General features: G+C 50.2%; 23 protein-coding genes and 1 other annotated feature. Of the genes, 5 read left to right on the top strand and 18 right to left on the bottom strand.

Annotated elements, in window-relative coordinates; translation table 11 throughout:
- The first annotated feature begins 22 nt into the window (after positions 1–22).
- The 3 genes from AC3Y5R_RS18645 (at position 23) to gndA (ending at position 3314) form a co-directional block, all read left to right on the top strand.
- A complete protein-coding gene (locus AC3Y5R_RS18645) occupies positions 23–919 on the top strand; it encodes a glycosyltransferase family 2 protein (protein ID WP_489922561.1) in 897 nt (298 codons plus the stop codon).
- 26 nt (positions 920–945) lie between these two features.
- A complete protein-coding gene (locus AC3Y5R_RS18650; protein ID WP_489922562.1) occupies positions 946–1752 on the top strand; it encodes a glycosyltransferase in 807 nt (268 codons plus the stop codon).
- A gap of 155 nt (positions 1753–1907) precedes the next feature.
- Complete coding sequence (gndA, locus tag AC3Y5R_RS18655; RefSeq protein WP_489922563.1) at positions 1908–3314, top strand: NADP-dependent phosphogluconate dehydrogenase; 1407 nt, start codon at positions 1908–1910, stop codon at positions 3312–3314.
- Between the two features lie 99 nt (positions 3315–3413).
- Here the strand turns inward: gndA and AC3Y5R_RS18660 are convergent, their stop codons facing one another.
- The 13 genes from AC3Y5R_RS18660 to hisL form a co-directional block, all read right to left on the bottom strand.
- Entirely contained in the window at positions 3414–5213 is a 1800-nt protein-coding gene (locus AC3Y5R_RS18660; RefSeq protein WP_489922564.1) for a DUF2142 domain-containing protein, read from the bottom strand.
- A 134-nt stretch (positions 5214–5347) separates the two neighbouring features.
- Complete coding sequence (locus AC3Y5R_RS18665; protein ID WP_489922565.1) at positions 5348–6463, bottom strand: succinylglutamate desuccinylase/aspartoacylase family protein; 1116 nt, start codon at positions 6461–6463, stop codon at positions 5348–5350.
- A 58-nt stretch (positions 6464–6521) separates the two neighbouring features.
- Positions 6522–7319, bottom strand: a complete 798-nt coding sequence (locus AC3Y5R_RS18670) for an ABC transporter substrate-binding protein (protein ID WP_489922566.1) — start codon at positions 7317–7319, stop codon at positions 6522–6524.
- A gap of 68 nt (positions 7320–7387) precedes the next feature.
- Positions 7388–7864, bottom strand: a complete 477-nt coding sequence (locus AC3Y5R_RS18675; RefSeq protein ID WP_489922567.1) for a YbaK/prolyl-tRNA synthetase associated domain-containing protein — start codon at positions 7862–7864, stop codon at positions 7388–7390.
- Between the two features lie 94 nt (positions 7865–7958).
- Positions 7959–8570 (bottom strand): bifunctional phosphoribosyl-AMP cyclohydrolase/phosphoribosyl-ATP diphosphatase HisIE, encoded by a 612-nt coding sequence (gene hisIE, locus AC3Y5R_RS18680; RefSeq protein WP_489922568.1) that lies wholly within the window; start codon positions 8568–8570, stop codon positions 7959–7961.
- Positions 8564–9340: an imidazole glycerol phosphate synthase subunit HisF gene (hisF, locus tag AC3Y5R_RS18685; protein ID WP_158783522.1), complete on the bottom strand. Its 777-nt coding sequence runs from the start codon at positions 9338–9340 to the stop codon at positions 8564–8566. The genes hisIE and hisF overlap by 7 nt, the downstream gene beginning before the upstream one ends.
- Positions 9322–10059, bottom strand: coding sequence for a 1-(5-phosphoribosyl)-5-[(5-phosphoribosylamino)methylideneamino]imidazole-4-carboxamide isomerase (hisA, locus tag AC3Y5R_RS18690; RefSeq protein WP_489922569.1), 738 nt, complete (start codon positions 10057–10059; stop codon positions 9322–9324). The genes hisF and hisA overlap by 19 nt, the downstream gene beginning before the upstream one ends.
- Positions 10060–10064: 5 nt before the next feature.
- Entirely contained in the window at positions 10065–10655 is a 591-nt protein-coding gene (gene hisH / locus AC3Y5R_RS18695; protein WP_489922570.1) for an imidazole glycerol phosphate synthase subunit HisH, read from the bottom strand.
- Positions 10656–11723 (bottom strand): bifunctional histidinol-phosphatase/imidazoleglycerol-phosphate dehydratase HisB, encoded by a 1068-nt coding sequence (hisB, locus tag AC3Y5R_RS18700; RefSeq protein WP_489922571.1) that lies wholly within the window; start codon positions 11721–11723, stop codon positions 10656–10658. It lies immediately after the preceding gene.
- Positions 11720–12811: a histidinol-phosphate transaminase gene (gene hisC, locus AC3Y5R_RS18705; protein WP_489922572.1), complete on the bottom strand. Its 1092-nt coding sequence runs from the start codon at positions 12809–12811 to the stop codon at positions 11720–11722. Before hisC ends, hisB begins: the two co-directional genes overlap by 4 nt.
- Positions 12808–14115: a histidinol dehydrogenase gene (gene hisD, locus AC3Y5R_RS18710; protein WP_489922573.1), complete on the bottom strand. Its 1308-nt coding sequence runs from the start codon at positions 14113–14115 to the stop codon at positions 12808–12810. Before hisD ends, hisC begins: the two co-directional genes overlap by 4 nt.
- A 3-nt stretch (positions 14116–14118) precedes the next feature.
- Positions 14119–15018, bottom strand: a complete 900-nt coding sequence (gene hisG, locus AC3Y5R_RS18715; RefSeq protein WP_158783516.1) for an ATP phosphoribosyltransferase — start codon at positions 15016–15018, stop codon at positions 14119–14121.
- Between the two features lie 71 nt (positions 15019–15089).
- Positions 15090–15212 (bottom strand) — a sequence feature (His leader region).
- Positions 15188–15235: a his operon leader peptide gene (hisL, locus tag AC3Y5R_RS18720; RefSeq protein ID WP_100396937.1), complete on the bottom strand. Its 48-nt coding sequence runs from the start codon at positions 15233–15235 to the stop codon at positions 15188–15190. (Overlaps the previous feature by 25 nt.)
- A gap of 178 nt (positions 15236–15413) precedes the next feature.
- Between hisL and AC3Y5R_RS18725 the strand changes: the two genes are divergently transcribed.
- Positions 15414–16241, top strand: a complete 828-nt coding sequence (locus tag AC3Y5R_RS18725; protein WP_489922574.1) for an SDR family oxidoreductase — start codon at positions 15414–15416, stop codon at positions 16239–16241.
- 85 nt (positions 16242–16326) lie between these two features.
- Here AC3Y5R_RS18725 and AC3Y5R_RS18730 read toward each other — a convergent pair whose 3' ends face one another.
- The 5 genes from AC3Y5R_RS18730 to puuD form a co-directional block, all read right to left on the bottom strand.
- Complete coding sequence (locus tag AC3Y5R_RS18730; protein WP_489922575.1) at positions 16327–16665, bottom strand: DMT family transporter; 339 nt, start codon at positions 16663–16665, stop codon at positions 16327–16329.
- 19 nt (positions 16666–16684) lie between these two features.
- A complete protein-coding gene (locus AC3Y5R_RS18735; RefSeq protein ID WP_489922576.1) occupies positions 16685–17641 on the bottom strand; it encodes a glycosyltransferase in 957 nt (318 codons plus the stop codon).
- Positions 17642–18036: 395 nt separating this feature from the next.
- Positions 18037–19314, bottom strand: coding sequence for an NAD(P)/FAD-dependent oxidoreductase (locus AC3Y5R_RS18740; RefSeq protein WP_489922577.1), 1278 nt, complete (start codon positions 19312–19314; stop codon positions 18037–18039).
- Positions 19315–19340: 26 nt separating this feature from the next.
- Positions 19341–19898, bottom strand: coding sequence for an HTH-type transcriptional regulator PuuR (gene puuR, locus AC3Y5R_RS18745; RefSeq protein WP_489922578.1), 558 nt, complete (start codon positions 19896–19898; stop codon positions 19341–19343).
- Positions 19895–20659 carry a gamma-glutamyl-gamma-aminobutyrate hydrolase gene (gene puuD / locus AC3Y5R_RS18750; RefSeq protein ID WP_489922579.1) on the bottom strand — a complete coding sequence of 255 codons (765 nt, stop codon included), beginning with the start codon at positions 20657–20659 and terminating at the stop codon, positions 19895–19897. Before puuD ends, puuR begins: the two co-directional genes overlap by 4 nt.
- A 222-nt stretch (positions 20660–20881) precedes the next feature.
- On the opposite strand from puuD, the gene AC3Y5R_RS18755 reads away from it, so the two are divergent.
- Positions 20882–22300, top strand: coding sequence for a glutamine synthetase family protein (locus tag AC3Y5R_RS18755; protein WP_199257337.1), 1419 nt, complete (start codon positions 20882–20884; stop codon positions 22298–22300).
- The last annotated feature ends 2 nt before the right edge of the window (positions 22301–22302 follow it).

A 22302-nucleotide genomic window follows, 5' to 3' on the forward strand; every position in this document is an offset into this window, starting at 1 on the left:
TTTTAACTCAGGATGGAGTGGAGTGAAAAGTAGAGTTTTAGCTATTACTGTTACTTATCAACCGGATATTACGACACTTTTTGAACAGTTTGATATTCTGACATCAAGCCATGTAGATATCCTGGTTGTAGATAATAATTCTGTTAATGTTGGCGAAATAGCGGAACGATTAACCACATATTGCCCCACTATAGAATTATTTTCATTCAATGAAAATGTTGGTATAGCATCAGCTCAGAACCATGGCATTGAGATTGCCATCTTCAGAAAATATGACTATATACTTTTAATGGATCAGGACAGTATACCTGAGAGTAACATGGTTTCCGAGCTCCTCACAGCTATCAAAAAATACCCTGAAGCGGCTGCCATTGGGCCTAACTTTATTGATAATGAGCACCGCTCCAGAGCACGTTTCATACGTGTTGAGCAGTTCAGTATTGTAAAAATGTCAGAACATGGCAGTGAAAATATTGTTGAGGTCGACCATGTTATTGCTTCAGGTTCCTTACTGCCTGTTTGTCATTTACCCGTTATAGGGATGATGGACGGAAGTCTTTTTATCGATTATGTCGATATAGAATGGGCATTACGCGCTCGCTCTGAAGGATATCGCTCATATGGTTGTTTTTCAGCAAAAATGCATCATGCTTTAGGTGACGACCATATCAATGTATTTGGCAGGCATGTTGCAGTTCATTCCCCTTTGCGGCATTACTATATGGTACGTAATGCATTACTTCTTTATAAGAGAAGTTATATACCGATAAGTTGGAAATTGATAGACGCTATTAAACTAATTTCTAAAATATCCATTCTTATATTGTTTTCAGAAAGTAAAAAGAAAAATATTTCAGCAGTTACTCGCGGTCTTTATCATGGTATTATCAACAGATCGGGCAAATACATACCAAAATAAATCGTATCCATAAAGAAGCATATGCTATGATCGAAAGTGCACGAATAATACGTATTTCTGTGGTGACGTTCTTTATAGATGATGATATTTTCAATTTAATGGATTCACTTATTAAGGCGCTTGAACGTTGTCAGGATATCTCAGTACAGATCATTCTTATTGAAAATGGATTCAACGAAAAACAACAGATTCATTTTCAACTTGAAGAGAATTATTCATTTTGCTCCGTGATTATCACCGGAAAAAATTTAGGATATGGCAGAGCACATAATCTTGCTATGACTAACGATGTTGATTATCACCTCATCCTTAATCCCGATATTATCTTAGACGAATCCTCATTAGAACAGGCACTCCAATTTTTCAACTTGCATCCAAATTGTGGTCTGCTCTCACCTCTTGCGCGGTGGGAAGACGGTCAACGACAATTTCTTTGTAAACGCTATCCAAGCGTCCTGACGCTTTTAGTCCGCGGCTTTGCGCCAACTTGGATAAAGAAATTCCTAAAACATAAGTTAGATTTATACAATATGGTTGACCAGATTGATGGTATAAACGTCTACTGGAATCCCCCGATTGTAAGTGGGTGTTTCATGTTTTTCCGGAATTCGGTTTTGCAAGAACTTAAAGGGTTCGACCCTGATTTTTTTCTCTACTTCGAAGATACCGATCTCAGCTATCGTGCTGTTCAACAGACAGATGTTGCTTATGTTCCTCAAGTGCAAGTTATTCATCACGGTGGTAACGCTTCAAAAAAAGGACTTAAGCATATTCTTATGTTCTCATCGTCAATGTTGAAATTTTTTAATAAAAATGGCTGGAGATTGTTCTGATTTTGTCAGATTCTTCCGACTGAAGAATAAATGCTCAGTCATTAAAACATTTTGATAACCTATCACACCTATTGCTACCCTCAGGCAATGCTCTTCAGTTAATATGTTCTGACTTCAGACTATGAGTCTACGTTTTCCAAAGACAGGAGTATGTAATGTCCAAGCAACAGATCGGCGTTGTAGGTATGGCAGTAATGGGCCGTAACCTGGCTCTTAACATTGAGAGCCGCGGCTATACCGTTTCCATCTTTAACCGCTCTCGCGAGAAGACTGATGAAGTTATCGCCGAGAACGAAGGTAAAAAGCTGGCTCCTTACTACACCATCGAAGAGTTTGTTGATTCCCTTGAGAAACCGCGTCGTATTCTGCTGATGGTACAGGCCGGTGAAGCAACCGATAAAACCATTGCTTCCCTGACCCCACACCTCGACAAAGGCGATATCCTGATCGACGGCGGCAACACCTTCTATAAAGACACCATTCGCCGTAACCGCGAACTTTCTGAGCAAGGCTTTAACTTTATCGGTACCGGCGTTTCCGGCGGTGAAGAGGGTGCCCTGAAAGGTCCATCTATTATGCCTGGCGGTCAAAAAGAAGCGTACGAGCTGGTTGCACCGATTCTGGACAAGATTGCTGCCCGCGCTGAAGGTGAAGCTTGCGTTGCCTACATTGGTCCGGACGGCGCTGGTCACTATGTAAAAATGGTGCACAACGGTATCGAATACGGCGATATGCAGCTGATTGCTGAAGCTTATTCTCTGCTGAAAAATGCCCTGAACCTGAGTAACGAAGATCTGGCTAAGACCTTCAGCGAGTGGAACGAAGGTGAACTGAGCAGCTACCTGATCGACATCACTAAAGATATCTTCACCAAAAAAGATGAAGACGGTAAATACCTGGTTGATGTGATTCTGGATGAAGCCGCCAACAAAGGTACTGGTAAATGGACCAGCCAGAGCTCTCTGGATCTTGGCGAGCCGCTGTCTCTGATCACCGAGTCTGTGTTCGCCCGCTACCTCTCTTCGCTGAAAACTCAGCGTGTTGCAGCTTCTAAAGTGCTGAGCGGCCCGGCTGTCAAAACCATTTCTGGTGACAAAGCTGCATTCATCGAGAAAGTGCGTCGCGCGCTGTACCTGGGTAAAATCGTTTCCTATGCTCAGGGCTTCTCACAGCTGAAAGCGGCTTCAACTGAGAACAACTGGAACCTGCATTACGGTGAGATTGCTAAAATCTTCCGCGCGGGTTGCATCATCCGAGCTCAGTTCCTGCAGAAAATTACCGATGCTTATGCCGATAACGCTGACATCGCTAACCTGCTGCTGGCGCCTTACTTCAAAAATATTGCTGACGAATACCAGCAGGCGCTGCGTGACGTTGTGGCTTATGCCGTGCAGAACGGTATTCCGACGCCAACGTTCTCCGCTGCTATCGCTTACTACGACAGCTACCGTTCAGCGGTACTGCCAGCGAACCTGATTCAGGCTCAGCGTGATTACTTTGGTGCGCACACTTACAAACGCACTGACAAAGACGGCGTGTTCCACACCGAGTGGCTTGAATAATTTTTCTCCGGTAATAAAAAAGGCTTCCTGTTGGAAGCCTTTTTTTTGAGTGAGTCATCTTTACAAGATGTATCCTCTTCCAGAGAAGTTATCTGGAATTTATTCAATACTCTCAAATGTAAACTGCATCTTGGGAGAGGAAACCTTAGTGTTGTCTTTTTCGGGGAAAAGCCATAAAGCAACCGGGTTAGACTTGGCTTGTTTTTTAAATTTAACTTCAATATCTACAGATTTGTCCGTCACTTTCAAAATAGGTGAAAGTTCAAACTTATAATAGAAGTTATCAGGACGTTCAGTTATATCAACCACGGATATACTACAGTTGTTCCCTGAACATACCTTCAACTGCACATTACCTTTGGCCGTATTTCTGTAGTTAGCCATTAACAGAGAGATGGACTTTAACCCACCATTTGGTGAAACTGTCGAGATTTTATAACTATCAGTGTCACCGATGTTATAAATCGTAGATTCCTGTTTGAGGCTTTCTTCAAGAGGTACATTGATCGTGTTTCGGTAGCGATCGATTAACGTTATACGGACAACATACGTCGAACAGATGGCTGCCGTAACCAGAGCAACAATTAACATTCTATTGCCTTTATTAAAATCTGGTAAGGCATAACCAAGAATGACCAGAGGGATCAAGAAGTAACGCCCCTGAACACCGTCTATAATATTGGTGGGGAAAGGGGACCATTGAACCAATAAAGCAGCGAATACAAGTCCTAAAGAAATAAATGATAAGGCGAGTATAAAAAAGGCTGACCTTAACCTGATTTTCATTCGTCCGAATATAATGCATGCAACGAAAACACCCGCCGTTAATAAAGCAATGATATTTCGAATCAAGTTGCTTACAGGTGCCTCTAATCGACCGAAATTCCCTATCATTGATTGATAATAAAATTGAATTTTTTCAGGGTCGGTGAGCGTGTTCAGCAGGATAGTTATTAGTATGAGCGGGTTTTTAATGTAATAAGAAATTAACTGACCATTGCTCAATCCTTCATGTCGTGACAAGTCATTATCATGACTGTGGGCGACGCTGAAGGCTATCCACGCCAGTGTTAACACAGAAACCAGGGCGAATGATAACAGACTCGATTTGTCTCTGTTAATGATAAATAACCACAGCGGAATAAATATCATAAACACCAAATTAGCACGACTACCCGCTGCAATAATAATTGAAGCTGACAGGGCAATAAGCAGGTGTTTTTTGATATCTTCATTATTTTCAGTTAACAACTTCATAAATATTGACATTGCTAACAGAGTAAACGAAAGGCTGAGTCCATCAATTGTTGGAGAATAAAGCTGGTATAATGACATTGGCAATAAAATAATTGCCATTGAAAACAAAGGGATAGGAAATATCTTATAGGATATCAGAATTAAAGTAAGGCAAAGACCTAATGTCACATAGCTTAATAAGATGTATGTTGAATAAACGCTTAGGTCAAGTTTTTCTCCTATGAAAAAAGACAGGGCTTGAGGGATATATATAGCGGGAATATAAAACGCTGTGGTTGGCAACCCTATGACTGAACTTTGGTCACTCCAGTACATTTCAGAGAGCTGCTTTCTGTAGTTTTTGTATCCGTTATATGAATAATTTGGAATGTAGTCATTGAAGGCAAGGACTGCTTTTCCCAGGTTTTTATTTACCTCGCCCCCGGTTGTGCCATTTTTGCCTATTGGTTCAAGCATCAAATAGCCATGTACAAGGCTGTTTGCCCTGAAAAGATGCGTTGCTTCATCTGGTGAACTGAAAGGGGGTTTAATAAAAAAAATCCATGACATCAGCAGAAAGCCAAGCAGTGCAATGGCGAGATAAATATATTTTTTGCTGGCATTCTCAGAGGTATTATGTGTTACCTGAGGCAAACTATCCATTTTTTATAACTCTCAATAATTTCATGAAGATACTGCTCTGTTCAAACAACTGAAACCAGCTTTGTGTTCCTGAAGTAGCGGCAGCCCAGTGTCATCTGTTACCCGGTGAACTATATCCTGGTCTTGATAAATTTTCATGGCACGAGTAAGGATCCACTTCTGTGTGCTTCTTTTCCGGCCAGCCGGACTATCAGCATTCCGGCAGTGGCAAAGCGTACCCAGTGGCGGGCATACAGCAATCCACCGTGCTCTGCTACCAGTGGCGTCAGCTTGTCGGTCAGCGGGTCGAGAATGTCGGCCACCACTTCGCCAGGGTTAATCCACTCGCCAATACCTCGACGATGCAGAATGACGCCAGAATGGGGCGATGAGATGTACTCACAGGCGGCCAGTGGGACGGCAGGATTAACCAGCGGCGGTAATGCGGTAGCGGCGCCGGCGATGTAGCCACCTTTAATCAGTGCATTGACGATCGCATCAGCATCTTCCTCCGCCTGTGCATGGCTGACATCCATCACGCCACGCAGCTCCAGCGTGACTGGTTTCAGCCCTTGCGGTAGTGGGAAACGGTCGCCAAAGGTACGTTGAAGATGTTGCCACGGCTCGCAGCAGGCTTCGTCAAAAGGTTCTCCCCCGGAGATTTCTGCAATCAACTGGACTTCACTGCCCATATAGCGGGCGAGCGGCTCAATGTCTGGCCAGGCCTGTGGCGTGGTGTAGAGGTGCGTTGTGGCTTCCCAGTCGCAATGCAGATCAATCATCAAATCTGCCTGACAGGCCATGCGCATCAGGATATGACGCTGTGACTCCAGCTCGGTGACTGGCTGATGAGTATCAAAATAGTGATTTATGGCCTCGCAGATAAGCCTGCGGTTTTGCTCCGCATCCTGCGTTAATACTTTTGCCAGCGTTTGGGCCAGATCCGGGCCAAGAGAGGGAAACTGTCGGTTAAAATCCTGCCCTGAATGCGTATCAAAGCGGCCAAGGTGGGTACCGTGCCAGTGTTGTCCCAGTGCCAGCGGATTTGCCACCGGCACCAGCGTAATCCGGGCTTTCAACCTGCCTGCCGCTTCCAGCTCAGAGAATTTCTTTTTCAGATACCAGGCAACAGCCACGCCGGGCAGTTCATCGCCGTGCAGCGCTGCCTGGATGTAAACCTGGCATGAGGCTTGTTCACCGTAGTGATAGCTGATGATTTCACGTTGTGTTCCCAGCGAGGCGCTGAGCAGGGGATGTTGGCGTAGTTGCATCGTCGGGTCACTTTACTTGCGGCATAAAAAAGCCGTACCCGCAGGTACGGCTCCGGCATTACTGCTTGATGGAGATGTCTGTGGCAAAATATTGCTTCTGGATCTTGTCAAACGTGCCGTTCTTTTTGATTTCAGCGAAGGCATTATCCAGCGCGGTTTTCAGTTCCGTATCCCCTTTACGCAGACCAATCGCCGTGCCCGGGCCAATGATCGGATCCTGAATAATCGGACCGGCCAGCTCAAAGTCTTTGCCCTGCGGATGCTTCAGGAAACCAATAGCAGCCTGCGCTGCGTCGGTGAAGACCGCCTCCAGACGGCCGGAAACCAGGTCGCTTTCAACCTGTGCCTGATCGCCGTAAGGAACAATGTTTACGCCATGTGGCTGCCATTTGGCCAGCGCATAACGCTCCTGCACCGTACCCTGTTCCACACCCACAGTTTTCCCTTTCAGGGATTCCGGGGTTGGCAGCAGACCAGAACCTTTACGGGCGATCAGCTGGGTATGGGTATCATAAAGCGGCACGGTAAAGTCGATCTGTTTCAGGCGCTCTTCGGTGATGCCCATATCTGACAGGATTGCATCAAATTTACGGGCCTTCAGCGCCGGGATCATCCCGTCGAACTGGCTTTCAACCCAGACGCATTTCGCCTGCATTTGTGTGCACAACGCATTGCCCAGATCGATATCAAAACCGACCAGTTTGCCCTGCGGCGTTTTTGATTCAAAAGGGGGATAGGTCGGGTCAACAGCGAAGCGGACCTGGTCGATTTTCGCCTGGGCACCGAAGGCACAGCCCGCCAGCAGCGCCAGAGTCGCGGCCTGACGCAAGCGGGTGGAAAAAGTCATTTTAGCCATAATTCCTTTCATCTCAATAGCTTTACACAAGATGACAGAGTACCTTCTCACCTTATCCCTGTGAATCACTATTTGAGGATATTCGCCGCTTCGAAGGCGCAAATCCGCTGGTAATCCTGTGTATCCAGTACCATCGACTTTTCCAGCAGTCCGGCATTGAAGGCAATTTCACTGTTACGTTCACACAGCGTTGGGTCAACGATCAGTTTCAGCTCTTCATGGAAGCTGAACGGGGGAATGGCACCGAACACGCAACCGGTCAGGCGATCCACTTCCGCCGGGCTGGCCAGCGAAGCCCGCAAGCCGCCAACCGCCTGAGCAACTTTACTTAAGTCAGCTTGCTGATCCGCAGGGAGCACCGCCAGGACATACTGTTTCAGACCGTTGCCCTTCACATGGCAAACCAGCGCTTTGGCTCCCTGACCGACAGCCGTGCCGCGAATGGCTGCAACCTCTTCACATTTGCCGGTAGGTTCATGTTCCATCAGCTTGTAGCTGGCCTGCTGATTGTCGAGCAGGGCGGTCAGTTTTTCGAAGGTGGTCATGGTTTCTCCCAAATGCAACAGGCCGGAATAACCGGCCCGTAACGATAGTGCAGGCGCGGGAGGCTTATTTCCCGGCCTGTGAATGACGAGCGAGTTACTTGTGACGCTGACGCAAATTATTGATCACCGCGCTCAGGTCTAACTTCTGGTCCTGCAGCAGAACCAGCAGGTGATAGATCAGGTCTGACGCTTCGTTGGTCAGCTCGAACCGATCGTTGACGGTTGCTGCCAGCGCAGTTTCCACGCCTTCTTCTCCTACTTTCTGCGCGATACGCTTGGTTCCGCTGGCGTAAAGGCTGGCAGTGTAGGAACTTTTCGGATCGGCATGCTTACGCTCAGCCAGCAGTTGTTCCAGCTGGTAAAGGAACGTCCAGTCCGGGGCCGCAGGCGAGAAGCAGCTGGAAGTCCCCAGATGGCAGGTTGGGCCAACAGGATTGACCAGCACCAGCAGCGTGTCGTTATCGCAGTCCGGCGTGATACTGACCACGTTAAGGTAATGCTCAGACGTTTCGCCTTTGGTCCAAAGACGCTGTTTGGTGCGTGACCAGAAGGTGACCTTTCCGGTGTCCAGCGTCTTCTGCAGCGCTTCTTCGTTCATATAACCGTGCATCAGCACTTCGCCAGAAACGGCATGCTGCACGATGGCCGGCATCATGCCGTCGGTTTTTACCCAGTCCAGCTGGGCCAGCTGTTGTTCTGTTAACACGCGCGAATCTCCACACCTTTTTCGATCAGGAACGTTTTCAGCTCGCCAATATTGATAATCTGCTTATGGAAGACGGAAGCAGCCAGCGCACCATCCACATCCGCATCGCGGAACGCCTCATGGAAGTGGTCCATGGTGCCTGCGCCGCCGGAAGCGATCAGCGGCACTTTGCAGACTTCACGCACCTTTTGCAGCTGAATCAGGTCGTAGCCGTTGCGTACGCCATCCTGATTCATCATATTCAGCACGATTTCGCCCGCACCACGCTTTTGCACTTCCTGTACCCAGTCCAGCGTTTCCCAGGTTGTCACTTTAGTGCGGCTTTCATCACCAGTGTACTGGTTAACGTGATATTTGCCGGTTTCACTGTCATACCAGGTATCAATCCCCACCACGATGCACTGCACGCCAAAGCGGTCGGCCAGGCGGGTGATCAACTCAGGATCGGCCAGCGCCGGGGAGTTGATGGAAATTTTATCTGCGCCGAAGGAGAGGATTTGTGCAGCGTCTTCCGCCGTTTTGATCCCACCCGCCACGCAGAATGGAATATCAATCACTTCTGCCACGCGCGACACCCAGCTCTTATCCACCACGCGCCCGTCAGAAGAGGCGGTGATGTCATAAAAGACCAGTTCATCAGCCCCCTCCTGCGCATAACGCTGTGCCAGCGGCACAATATCTCCGATGATCTCGTGATTACGGAACTGAACGCCTTTGACCACCTGGCCGTCGCGGACGTCCAGGCAGGGAATTATCCGTTTTGCCAGCATGTTATAGCCTCCGACACGGTGAATTTTCCTTCCAGCAAGGCGCGGCCAACGATCACGCCTTGTGCGCCAGAGCCGCGAAGGGCATTGATATCGGCCAGTGAGCCGATGCCACCGGAAGACTGAAAGGCAATCTCCGGATAACGGGCAGAGACTTCGCGGTACAGCTCAACATTGGAGCCGCTCAGCGTGCCATCGCGGGAGATATCGGTGCAGAGCACGTGCTTCAGGCCAAGCGGCTTAAACTGTTCAATCACTTCTTCCAGCGTGACGCCAGCCGCTTCCTGCCAGCCGCTGATCGCCACTTCCTTACGGTTGCTGGCATCGATTCTGACATCCAGCGCCAGCACTATTGCTTCTGCGCCATACTGTCTGAACCAGCTTTGCACTTCTTCTGGCTGTTTAACCGCAGTGGATCCAACCACCACCCGTGTTGCTCCTGCCGCCAACAGAGCTTCCACGTCTTCTTTAGTTCGGATACCGCCGCCAACCTGCACCGGCACGCTGACGCCTGCTAACAGTTTTTTCAGCAGTGGGATCTGACGTGCTGCAGGATCTTTCGCGCCGGTCAGGTCAACCAGGTGCAGGATTTCTGCGCCCTGAGCTTCATAATCCTGCAGCCGGGGCAGAGGATCGCTGCCGTAATCACGTTGCTGCCCGTAGTCGCCCTGATGCAGACGCACGACTTTGCCTTCAATCAAATCTAATGCGGGAATAATCATGCCCGTTACATCTCCAGGAAGTTTTTCATCAGCTGTGCGCCAGCCGCGCCGGAACGTTCCGGGTGGAACTGCACGCCGAAGAAATTGTCTTTCTGCACCGCAGCGGTAAACGGCTCACCATAGCTGCATTGCGCGATGGTGTACTCATTCACCGGCATAGCATAGCTGTGGACGAAGTAGAAATAAGATCCGTCCGGGATGCCGCGAAACAGGTGGTTACCGGCTTGCGAGGTGATCTGGTTCCAGCCCATGTGCGGCAGAGGCAAACCATGGTCATGCATGCGCAATACGGGGTTGTCGATAATGCCGAGTGTCTTCACGCCACCACTTTCATCACTCTCAGAGCCAAGCAGCTGCATGCCGAGGCAGATACCCAACACTGGCTGGATACAGGCTTTGATCAAATCGACCAGCCCACGCTCCTGTAACTGATCCATCGCAGCATGAGCCGTGCCCACACCAGGGAGAAAGAGTTTATCCGCCTGCAGCACAATATCGGACTCGCGACTGACCACCGGGTCATAACCCAGACGCTGTATTGCCCACTTCACTGAGGAGAGGTTGGCACAACCGGTATCCAGGATCACCACATTCATTCAGAGCACTCCTTTCGAGCTGGGCAGCGTGTTGCCGTCAACGCGAATCGCCTGGCGCAGGGTGCGGCCAAAGACTTTAAACAGGCTCTCCACGCGGTGATGGTCGTTCTTGCCTTTGGTTTTCAGGTGCAGAGTGCTGGCCATTGAGTAGGAAAGGGAACGGAAAAAGTGTTCGACCATCTCGGTGCTCAGATCGCCCACGCGCTGATAGTTGAATTCAGCTTTGTATTCCAGGTGCGGACGGCCGGAGATATCCAGCGCACAGCGGGCCAGGCACTCATCCATCGGCAGCACGAAGCCAAATCGGCCAATGCCGCGTTTGTCGCCAAGCGCTTTCAGCAATGCTTCACCCAGCGTCAGGCCGGTATCTTCAACCGTGTGGTGATCGTCGATATACAGGTCGCCCTTCACATCGATATTCATGCGGAAACCACCGTGGGTGGCGATCTGGTCGAGCATATGGTCGAAGAAGCCAACGCCAGTGTTGAGCTGGCTGTTGCCCTCGCGATCCAGCCAGACTTCCACGTGGATCTGGGTTTCTTTGGTGTTGCGGTTAACCACTGCGTGGCGATCGCGTTTGGTCAGCTGCTGACCAATCGTCTGCCAGTTCAGGCCTGACTTCGAATAGTGCAGCCCCTGAATGCCCATATTGCTGGCTAATTGCAGATCGGTGGTGCGGTCACCAATCACGTAGCTGTTGGTCGTATCCAGTACGCCTTCGGCCAGCCAGGCGGTAACCATTTTGGTTTTAGGCTTGCGGCAGTCGCAGTTGTCTTCCGGTTTGTGCGGGCAAATCAGCACTTCGTCAAACTGGATGCCCTGCGAAGTCAGTACCTGCATCATCAGGTCGTGCGGGCCATCAAAATCCGCCTGCGGGAAGCTGTCGGTGCCCAGTCCATCCTGGTTGGTGATCATCACCAGTTTGAAACCGGCTGTCTGCAGCGCCAGCAGGGTGGGAATGACGTCCGGCTCAAAAGCCAGTTTGTCCATACGATCCACCTGGAAATCTTCCGGTGGCTCAGAAATGATCGTACCGTCACGATCGATAAAAAGAACTTTCTGGCTCATGCTTGCTCCCTGGAAACGGACGCGCCGGATAAGGCCTTCAGCGCGGATATAACGCGGTCACACTCTTCAGCGGTACCGACAGTAATGCGCAGACAGCCTGACAGTCCTGGCTGCTTGTTCTGATCACGCAAAATAATGCCCTGATCCCAAAGTGTTTTAAAGACCTGGCTGGAGGCGGTAAACCGCGCAAGGACGTAGTTAGAGTCGCTGTTGTAGACTTCTTCAACAAAATCGCATTTGCGCAGGTCGGCGATCAGCTTCTCACGGTTGGCGATAAGGGTAGCGACGTGCTGCCTCATCAGCGCCAGGCCCTGGTCGCTCAGCGCCTGCCCGGCGATATCGGCCACCGGTGTGGAGAGTGGATAAGGGGCAATTACCTTCATCAGCAGCGCAATCACTTCGGCGTTGGCCAGCGTAAAGCCGCAGCGCAGACCGGCCAGCGCAAAAGCTTTGGATAGGGTGCGCAGGATCACCAGGTGTGGATACTCTTTCAGCCAGCCAGTCAGTGAAGCCTGCGGGCAGAACTCGATATAGGCTTCATCGGCCACCACCAGTGCTTTACCGCGAGTCATTTCCAGCAGTTGACGAATGTCATCCGGATTGATCACGTTACCGGTCGGGTTATTTGGGCTGCAGACATACACAACCTTCACGCCGTCCAGTTTTTCAGCAATAGCTGGCAGATTGAGCTGCCAGTCTTCATGCGCTTCCACCGTGCGGTATTCCACGCCGATAGTTTCCGCACTCACGCTGTACATGCCGTAGGTTGGCGGGCAGAACAGCACGGCATCTTTGCCCGGTTCGCAGAAGGCACGGATCAACAGTTCAATCCCTTCGTCGGCGCCACGACAGACCAGTACCTGATCGGCAGCCAGGCCAGCATAGGCGGCATAGCGCTCGATAACCAGCTTCGGCTGGCATTCCGGATAGCGATTCAACGTTTGCTGGCTCAGCTCAAACGGCACGGCCAGCGGATATTCATTAGCGTTCAGCCACACATCGCCATTGCCACCCAGGCGGCGGGCAGACAGATAGGGGGTCAGAGCGCGGACGTTAGCCCGTGCCAGCTCTTCAATCTTGCTACTCATGGCTTCTCCTTGAGCGCGGCAACGCGCAGGGTAACGGCATTTTTGTGGGCGGTAAGCTGCTCGGCGGCGGCCAGTATTTCAATCGTTGAAGCCAGATTCATAAAGCCCTGCTGTGAGAGTTCCTGCACCGTCATGCGCTTCTGGAAATCGGCGAGGCCCAGGCTGGAACAGGTCGAAGTAAAGCCATAAGTCGGCAGCACGTGGTTGGTACCGGAAGCATAGTCACCCGCAGATTCCGGTGACCAGTCACCGAGGAAAACTGAACCGGCGCTGGTGATACTGTCGACCAGCTCGCGTGCCTTGCGGGTCTGAATAATCAGGTGCTCAGGGCCATAACGGTTGCTGATTTCCACACACTGTTGCAGATCTTTCGCCACGATCAGGCGGCTGCTTTCCAGGGCTTTACGCGCGGTTTCCGCACGTGGAAGGGCAGCCAGCTGTTTTTCAACCGCCACGGCGACTGCTTCGGCCATCTCCTGTGAAGGGGTCAGCAGGATCACCTGTGAATCCGGGCCATGTTCGGCCTGAGACAGCAGATCGGAAGCAACAAAATCCGGTGTGGCACCTTCATCGGCAATCACCAGAACTTCAGACGGCCCGGCCGGCATATCAATCGCGGCCCCATCGAGGCGCTGGCTGACCTGGCGTTTGGCTTCGGTGACGTAAGCATTGCCCGGTCCAAAAATTTTGTCGACTTTGGGTACCGATTCGGTGCCCAGTGCCAGAGCAGCAATCGCCTGTGCCCCACCAACCTGAAACACTTCCTGCACGCCGCACAGCTTAGCTGCGTAGAGAATTTCATCAGCAATCGGCGGTGGCGAACACAGCACAACACGTTTGCAGCCAGCGATGCGGGCTGGGGTTGCCAGCATCAGCACGGTAGAAAACAGCGGTGCAGAGCCACCAGGGATGTACAACCCCACAGAAGCCACCGGGCGGGTGATCTGTTGGCAGCGCACGCCTGGCTGGGTTTCAATATCAACCGCTGGCAGTTGCTGTGCCACGTGGAAGGTTTCGATATTGCTCACGGCAACGGCCATCGCCTGCTTAATTTGATCGCCTAGGCGCTCGGAGGCGGCAGCGATCTGATCATCCGTCACGCGCAGGGCATCAACCTGCGTTTTATCAAAGGCGCCACTGTAATAACGCAGCGCCTCGTCACCTTCCGCTTTCACCTTGTCCAGGATGCTGTGGACGGTGGCGGTGATATTTTCCGATGCAGAGATCGCCGGACGTGTCAGCAGTGTTTCCTGCTGTTGCGTGCTGCATGCCTGCCAGTCGATGGGGGTCGCGAAGTTGGCCATCTGTTACTCCATCATCTTCTCAATAGGCAGCACGAGAATGGAGCTGGCACCCAGCGCCTTCAGTTTTTCCATCGTTTCCCAGAACAGCGTTTCGCTGCTGACCATGTGCATGGCTACACGGCTCTTGTCGCCAGCCAGTGGCAGCACGGTAGGGCGCTCGGCACCCGGCAGCAGGGAGATGATGTCTTCCAGGCGCTCGCTTGGTGCGTGCAGCATGATGTATTTGGATTCGCGGGCCTGAATCACGCCCTGAATACGGGTCATCAGTTTGTCGATCAGTTCCTGCTTGGCACCCGGCATTTCGCCATCGCGCTGGATCAGACAGGCTTTAGAGCGGTAGATCACTTCCACTTCACGCAGGCCGTTGGCTTCCAGCGTGGCACCGGTTGAAACCAGATCGCAGATGGCGTCGGCGAGACCAGCACGCGGCGCAACTTCAACAGAGCCGTTCAGCAGACAGGATTTGAAAGCCACACCCTGTTTGTCGAGATACTTCTTCAACAGGTGAGGATAAGAGGTGGCGATACGGGAGTTTTGTAAACATTGTGGCCCGGTATACTCATCGTCAACCGGCATAGCCAGCGACAGGCGGCAGCCGCCAAAATCCAGGCGACGCAGAGTAAGATAACGGGGATCTTCGCCCTGAGCACGCCGGGTCAACAGTTCTTCTTCCAGCACGTTTTCACCGATAATGCCCAGATCCACCACGCCATCCATTACCAGGCCCGGGATATCGTCATCACGCACCCGCAGAATATCAATGGGCATGTTCTCAGCAAAGGCAATCAGGCGCTGCTGTTGCAGGTTAATTTTGATCCCGCAGCGGGCCAGCAATTCGCGTGAATCATCACTTAAACGACCGGATTTCTGCATAGCTATGCGTAAGCGTGTGTTATCTAACATCGGTACTAATCCTCTTTTCCTGTGACCTGATGGGCTCAGCAGTTCATCCATTGCGGGCCGGACAACAGTCCAAAAAAAAGCCCCCGGAAGGTGATCTTCCGGGGGCTTCTCTTGCGTTCTGCACCACTGGAAGATCCTAAACGTCTTCCAGCACACATCGCCTGAAAGACTAGTCAGGATGATGGTGATGATGGTGGTTGAATTGAACGCGAGTCATAAAATTCTCTTGGATGAATGTCTATTCATATCGTGAGGAATAACCTAACCAGGATGAGCGCAGCACGCAACCCTTTTTTGTCAATGATGTAAGATTCTCTCACCATCAGTCGGTTGTTACTGACAAAAGGCTGGCGTAGTTTTAAGGCTAAAGTACGGAACGTCACAGGAGTCACGGGATGAAAAGAGTTGCGATAGTCGGGTTAGGCTGGTTGGGCATGCCGCTGGGATTAGCACTGACCGCGCGAGGCTGGCAGGTTACTGGCAGCAAAACGACAGAGGATGGCGTGGAAGCCGCGAGAATGTGCGGGATTGAAAGCTACTGTCTGACGCTGACGCCTGAACTGATTTGTGAACCTGACGATCTCAGTGCGTTGCTGAATGTGGATGCGCTGGTGATCACGCTGCCTGCCAGCCGCACGGCTGCTGGTGGCGAGAATTATCTTCTGGCGGTACAGCAAATAGTCGACAGCGCTCTGGCTTTCGATATCCCACGAATTATCTTCACCAGTTCGACTTCTGTCTATGGCAGTGGAGCAGGGGTGATGAAAGAGAGCAGCCCGCTTGAGCCGGTCACGGAAGCGGGAAAGACGCTGAAGGAGCTGGAAGCCTGGCTGCATCATCTGCCGGGTACCTCAGTGGATATCCTGCGCCTTTCAGGGCTGGTGGGGCCAGAGCGCCACCCGGGTCGCTTCCTTGCGGGGAAAACCGATGTGGCCGACGGCAGTCATGGCGTGAACCTGGTGCATCTGGAAGATGTGGTGGAGGCAATTACGCTGCTGCTGCAAACCCCTCAGGGCGGCCATATCTACAACCTCAGTGCGCCTGAGCATCCCGCCCGACAGGATTTCTATCCTGTTGTTGCCCGGCAATTGGGCCTGCAAGCGCCTGTTTTTCGGTCTGAAGAGGGGGGCAGAGAAGGGAAGATTATTGATGGCAGTAAGATCTGTAGCGAGCTGGGGTTTGTTTATCAGTATCCTGATCCGGCGAAGATGCCTTTGAAGTAGTTGTTAGTTTAATAAGCATAGCGTATTAGCAGATGTTTTTTTGCTGAACACACGGCCAGAGTGAAATCTGGCCGTGATCTGTTTTTTAAGATCTTATAGCAATCACAATACCCAACATAATAAGTACGACACCAAAGAAATATTGATGAGTAAACTTTTCACCCAAGAAAAAATAACTTCCGATGGGAACAATTGCAAAAGCAAGTGCCATTAATGGGTATGCCTTTCCTAATTCTATCTTTTGCAAAACCCAAATCCATGCAATTGTAGTGAAACCGTACAAAGCAAAAGCTGATAAAATTATTGATAAGGTAGATAAATTGAAAAGGCTACCTGTGGTTTTCAAACTAATTGCACTAAGTTTGAACAAAATCTGGCCTATTGCAATTCCCAGAACACAAATGAGAGCGACTAAATAAAACATAATAACCTCTTAATCAAAATCAATCTCGTCTGGAAAAGACAGTTTTAGGTACATTAGAGATATCATAGCCAATAAATGCCAGTATTAGCTGGATTCCAACTATCAATGGTAAAGCCGAAAACATCACCGATCCCGCGGTGGCTGGGACTCCGGAGGACATCGATTCTACCCAGTGTGATATTCCAAAAATCGCACCAAAGAGGAAGAGTAATGTACCTAAAGGCAGTTCAATAGAGGCCAGAGACATATCTCTTAAATAATAATTATAGAAAATTCTTTTAGAGAAGTTACGGGTGTGTTTGAAAAGGAAGTCGCCCATTATTTTGGATATTTTTAAATTACTGACTTCGTCATCATATTTTGCATCCATCGGAATATCAACAACAACAGCACGCAATGTATTTAGTCTGAACAATATATCTGTTTCAAAAAAATAGCGTTTGCTGATTTTTTTGAGAGGAAGATGTTTTACGATATCTGTGTGTATTGCTGTATAGCCATTAGTGGGATCGAATAAGTCCCAATAGCCAGATGAAATTTTGGTCATAAATGAAAGTATCGCATTACCAAATAATCTTATTTTGGGCATTTGATTTATTTTTTCAAGATCGAAAAAGCGATTTCCTTTCGTATAATCCGCTCTGCCCTTGATAATTGGAGTAATGAATTTTGATATTAATGCGGGATCCATTTGACCATCACCATCAATTTTAACAATGATGTCAATATCATCTTCAAGTGCGGCGGTATAGCCTGTCATCACTGCTCCACCCACGCCCTGATTCACGTTATGAGTCAATACTTTAACACGTGGATCGGTGCAGTTCTCTGTGACGTATTTACCACTTTCTACAGGGCAGCAGTCATCAACAACATAGATTTTATGAACTTCTTCACCAATGTCGGAAATGACTTTTAAAATATGATCTTTAACTTTGTAACTTGGGATGACGACTGCAACTTTTTTATTACTCATCACATAAACACTCATTCGAATAATATAATTAATTTCAAAGGGTCTATTATAACACTATAAACCCATTGTATCATTTGATGACTGATTTGTCAGTAAACCTTTTGTTTTTGTAAGAATTGCGTTTACCCGAGATGTTTATGTCAGTGTTAAACAGATTTTTGTTCAAAAATCAATCAGGTTTTATATGAGGTGTGATTCTAAAATAAAGAGTTTACAGGGGGGCATAACAGTAAAAATACTCATTTCAATCATAAAAAATGACGTATTAGCCCTTTCTCCAGGTTTACTATTGGTAACGTCTTACTGTGTAAGTCATTTATCATCATCCCTGATGATAACTTGCTGAACCTGTTTTTAATATCATCCTCAATGAAATTATGACGACCAATTTATTCCTACCCCCCCAACCGATCCCTCAGCGAATACCAGGCAGCGCCGATAGCCGTCAGTGGGACACGGAAACGGCGGCCGCCAGGGAAGGGCAGGTGAGGAAGTTTCGCGAAAGCATCAAAGCGTTGCGGGTTGCCCTTCAGCGCTTCGGCAACCAGTTTTCCGGCCAGATGAGTAAAAGTCACCCCATGCCCGCTGTCGCCCTGAATATAGAACACGCCATTTTCCAGCCGTCCAATCTGCGGCATTCTTGAGAGCGTCAGCAGGAAATTGCCGCTCCAGGCGTAATCGAATTTGATCCCTGCCAGCAATGGGAAAGTTTTAAGCAGCTTTGGCCGGATCAACCGATCGATGTCTTCCGGCTCACGTGCACCATAAATCACGCCGCCGCCGTACAGTAGTCGGTTATCCGCCGTCAGACGAAAGTAATCGAGCAGATAATTACAATCTTCCACGCAGCGATTGTTGGGTAATAAGGTCAGTGCCTTGTCGGCTGACAGTGGCTCAGTAGTGATAATTTGCGAGCCACAGGGCATGCTCATTCGTGTCAATCTGGGTTCAAGATGAGGTGCAAGATAGGCGTTTCCGGCGAAAATAACGAATTTTGCTGAAACATTGCCCTTTGCGGTGCTTACCTGATGAGAATGGCCGTAGGTTACTGAAGTGACTTCTGATTGCTCATAAATCCGCCCGCCGTGACGCCTGACAGCTTCAGCCTCGCCCAATGCCAGATTCAGCGAATGGATATGGCCGCCGCTGTGATCCAACAGGCCACCAACGTAGCGATCGCTGGCAATCTCTCTTTTGATGCCGGTCTGATCGAGGATCTCCAGCTGATTATTGCCATACTGTTGCCAGCGCTTATGCTGATCTTTCAGGTGTTGCAGCTGACGTTTATTCAGGGCGGCAAATATTCCTCCGGGTCGGTAATCACAGTCGATAGCATAACGTTTAATTCGGTCGCGAATCACCTCCGCACCCTCAAACATCATGCTGCCCAACAGGCTGGCACTCTCCTTGCCATAACGCTGCTCAATGACATCCACATCCCGACTGTAGGAGTTCACCACCTGGCCGCCATTGCGACCGCTGGCCCCGAACCCCACTTTAGCCGCCTCCAGCACCACCACGTCGTAACCCGCTTCGGTCAGATACAGCGCAGATGAAAGGCCGGTGAAACCGCCGCCAATAATGCACACATCGCACTGGATGCTGTCATTAAGCTGTGGCCAGGGAGCGTGAGGATTAGCTGTTGCGGCATAGTAGCTCTTCACATGTTCCATAACTCCCTCCATGTAATTATCTCCGGTTAGAAGGTGGCCGGAGTATGCGCACTGACAATCCGGCACAGATGTGCCGAAGAATTGGTGAAGCTGTGGGGATTGCCGGTATTAATAACGTAACTTTGCCCGGCCTTCAGGTGATAGCTCTGACCGCTGATAGTCAGCGTGATTTGCCCTTCCAACAGTGTGCCGGTCTCTTCGCCCTGGTGGCGAATTTTTTCGCCGGTTGTCGCGCCAGGCTCATAAGTCTCCAGCATCATCGCCAGCGTTCGCTCCGGATTACCGTTATGAATTAACCTTAACGACACGCCCTGGCTGCCAATATCAATCAGCTCATGCTCGTCAATTACCACTTTTGGTGTTTCCACCTTTACCGGCTCGGAGAAAAATTCGGAGAGTGAGAGACCATAAACCTTCAGTAATTTCTGTAACGTGCTCACTGCAGGACTGACTTTATCCTGTTCTATGGTGCTGATAGCACTGTGTGTCAGGCCGGAGAGCTCCGCGACACGCCGCTGTGACAATCTCATCTGTTGCCGGATTTCCGATAAACGTCGTCCGGGAGCCAGAGTGGCTTCGCTCATAGCCGTATTTCCTTCTGATGCCGGTAGCAGGCGTGGATAAACCCATCGAACAGCAGGCGGGACAAGGCAGACGTGTCGCTTTGCCACTCGGGGTGCCATTGCACCGCAAGGGCAAAAGGATGTTGCTGCAGGCTGACGGCTTCAATCAGCCCATCTGCGGCGCGAGCTTCGATACGTAGTGGAGAGCCTAGTGAGCGGATCCCCTGTTGGTGAAGCGAATTAACCCAGAACTTCTTGCATCCTTCGACCAGTTCGGACAGCAGGCCATCTGGTTCAACATAGACCTCATGGGAAGGGGCGTACTGCTGGTCGAGGGGGAGTTCCTCATCTTCCCGATGCTCCTGAAAACCGGGAACGGTATGCAACTGGCGGTGAAGGGTGCCGCCCGTGGCTACCACAAGTTCCTGTAAGCCGCGGCAGATGGCCAGAACAGGCATTCTCTTTTCGGTGGCCGCCTTTATTAAGGCAAACGCCAGAGTGTCACGCCCGGGATCGGCATAGTCCTCAACGCCTTCTTCACCGTAGTGATGCGGTTCGATATTGCTCGGACTGCCGGTCAGCAGAATGCCGTCCAGCGGAGTCATAGCAATTTCCAATAGTTCGGGTGAGGACATCAAACCCTGAGGTAAAGCGAGAGGAACACCACCTGCCAGCAGAATGGCTTCAAGGTACTTATCGTGCACCATCTGTGTAGGATGACCACCCTTGTCAATCTGACACATTACTACGCCAATCAAGGGCTTGTTAAAAATATTGCCCATTCATTTACTCCCCGCGTTGTTCAATATATCAACCAGAAAAGATGCCAGAGACGCAATTTTGTGCAATTTATTTTCAATCTACCAACGGTCCGCTTAATATTCAAACGGATTTGGTGGCAAAATAAACTTGAATGTAACATTTGATCCCTTTTTGTGTTGGCGCTATGTTAGAAATGTGGCTGTTATTTTGAGCAACGCACAACGACTAACGAAGCGGGTGAGATCATGACTAATCTTGTAGAAGTAGAAGACTTCACGAGGCACAGTGAAGAGAAACGAACCAGCGCGTTCCAGCATGAAGTGCACGCTTATCTGGAACGCCACCCTGAAACGCAGTATGTCGATATCCTTCTTAACGATTTAAACGGTGTCTTTCGCGGTAAGCGCATTCCTGTCGCTAGTCTCCTCAAGCTGGAAAAAGGCTGCTATTTCCCCGCCTCAGTGTTCGCCATGGATATCCTCGGCAATACCGTAGAAGAAGCCGGTTTAGGCCAGGCGCTGGGGGAACCTGATAATATTTGTATTCCCGTCGAAGGCACGCTTATCCCTTCTGCCGCCGACCCTCAACATCTGGCGCAGGTCTTGCTGACCATGCGCAATCAAGATGGTACTCCCTTTGACGTTGAACCCCGGAACGTGCTGAATCACCTGTGGCAGCAATTGCGCAACAGGGGACTGTTTCCGGTGGTAGCGGTAGAGCTGGAGTTCTATCTGGTCGATAAAAAGCGTGATCCGGAGGGCTATATTCAGCCTCCGTGCGCGCCGGGTAGCGACGAGCGAAACATGCAGAGCCAGGTTTATTCCGTCGATAATCTTGACCACTTTGCCGACGTGCTGAGTGATATCGACGCGCTGGCAAGGAAGCAGGGCATTCCTGCTGATGGTGCGCTGGCGGAAGCCTCTCCCGGACAGTTCGAAATCAACCTGCATCATACCCGTAATGTGCTCAGCGCCTGCGATCACGCCATTCAGCTTAAACGTCTTGTCCGTCAGGTTGCTGAGAACCACGGCATGAACGCCACGTTTATGGCCAAGCCTTACGAGGAGTATGCCGGTAGCGGGATGCACGTGCATGTCAGCATGCTGGATGCGGCGGACCACAACGCTTTTATCACTGATGACGGCAGCGATTCCCCGTTGCTGAAAAGGGCGCTGGCCGGGATGATTGATCTGATGCCTGCCTCAATGGCGCTGCTGGCGCCAAACGTTAATGCTTACCGCCGTTTCCTGCCGGAGGCTTTTGTGCCATTGCAGGCTTCCTGGGGGCATAACAACCGTACTGTGGCGCTGCGCATTCCCTGTGGTGATTTTGATAATCATCGTGTTGAGTATCGTGTGGCGGGAGCGGATGCAAACCCCTATCTGGTGGTGGCGGCTATTCTTGCAGGTATTCTGCATGGTATCGACAACCAGCTGCCTCTTCCACCTGCGGTGAAAGGCAATGGACATGAAGCTGATGGCAATCCTCTACCGATCCGCCAGAGCGATGCTCTTTATGAATTTGAGCAGAGCTACCCGATGCAAAAGTTACTGGGTGAGCGTTTCGGTTTTGTCTGGCACAGCTGCAAGCATCATGAGCTGATGCATTTTGAACGGCTGATCACCGCCACGGAAATCGACTGGATGCTGAAAAACGCCTGATC

Source organism: Erwinia sp. 009765445, assembly GCF_058137865.1.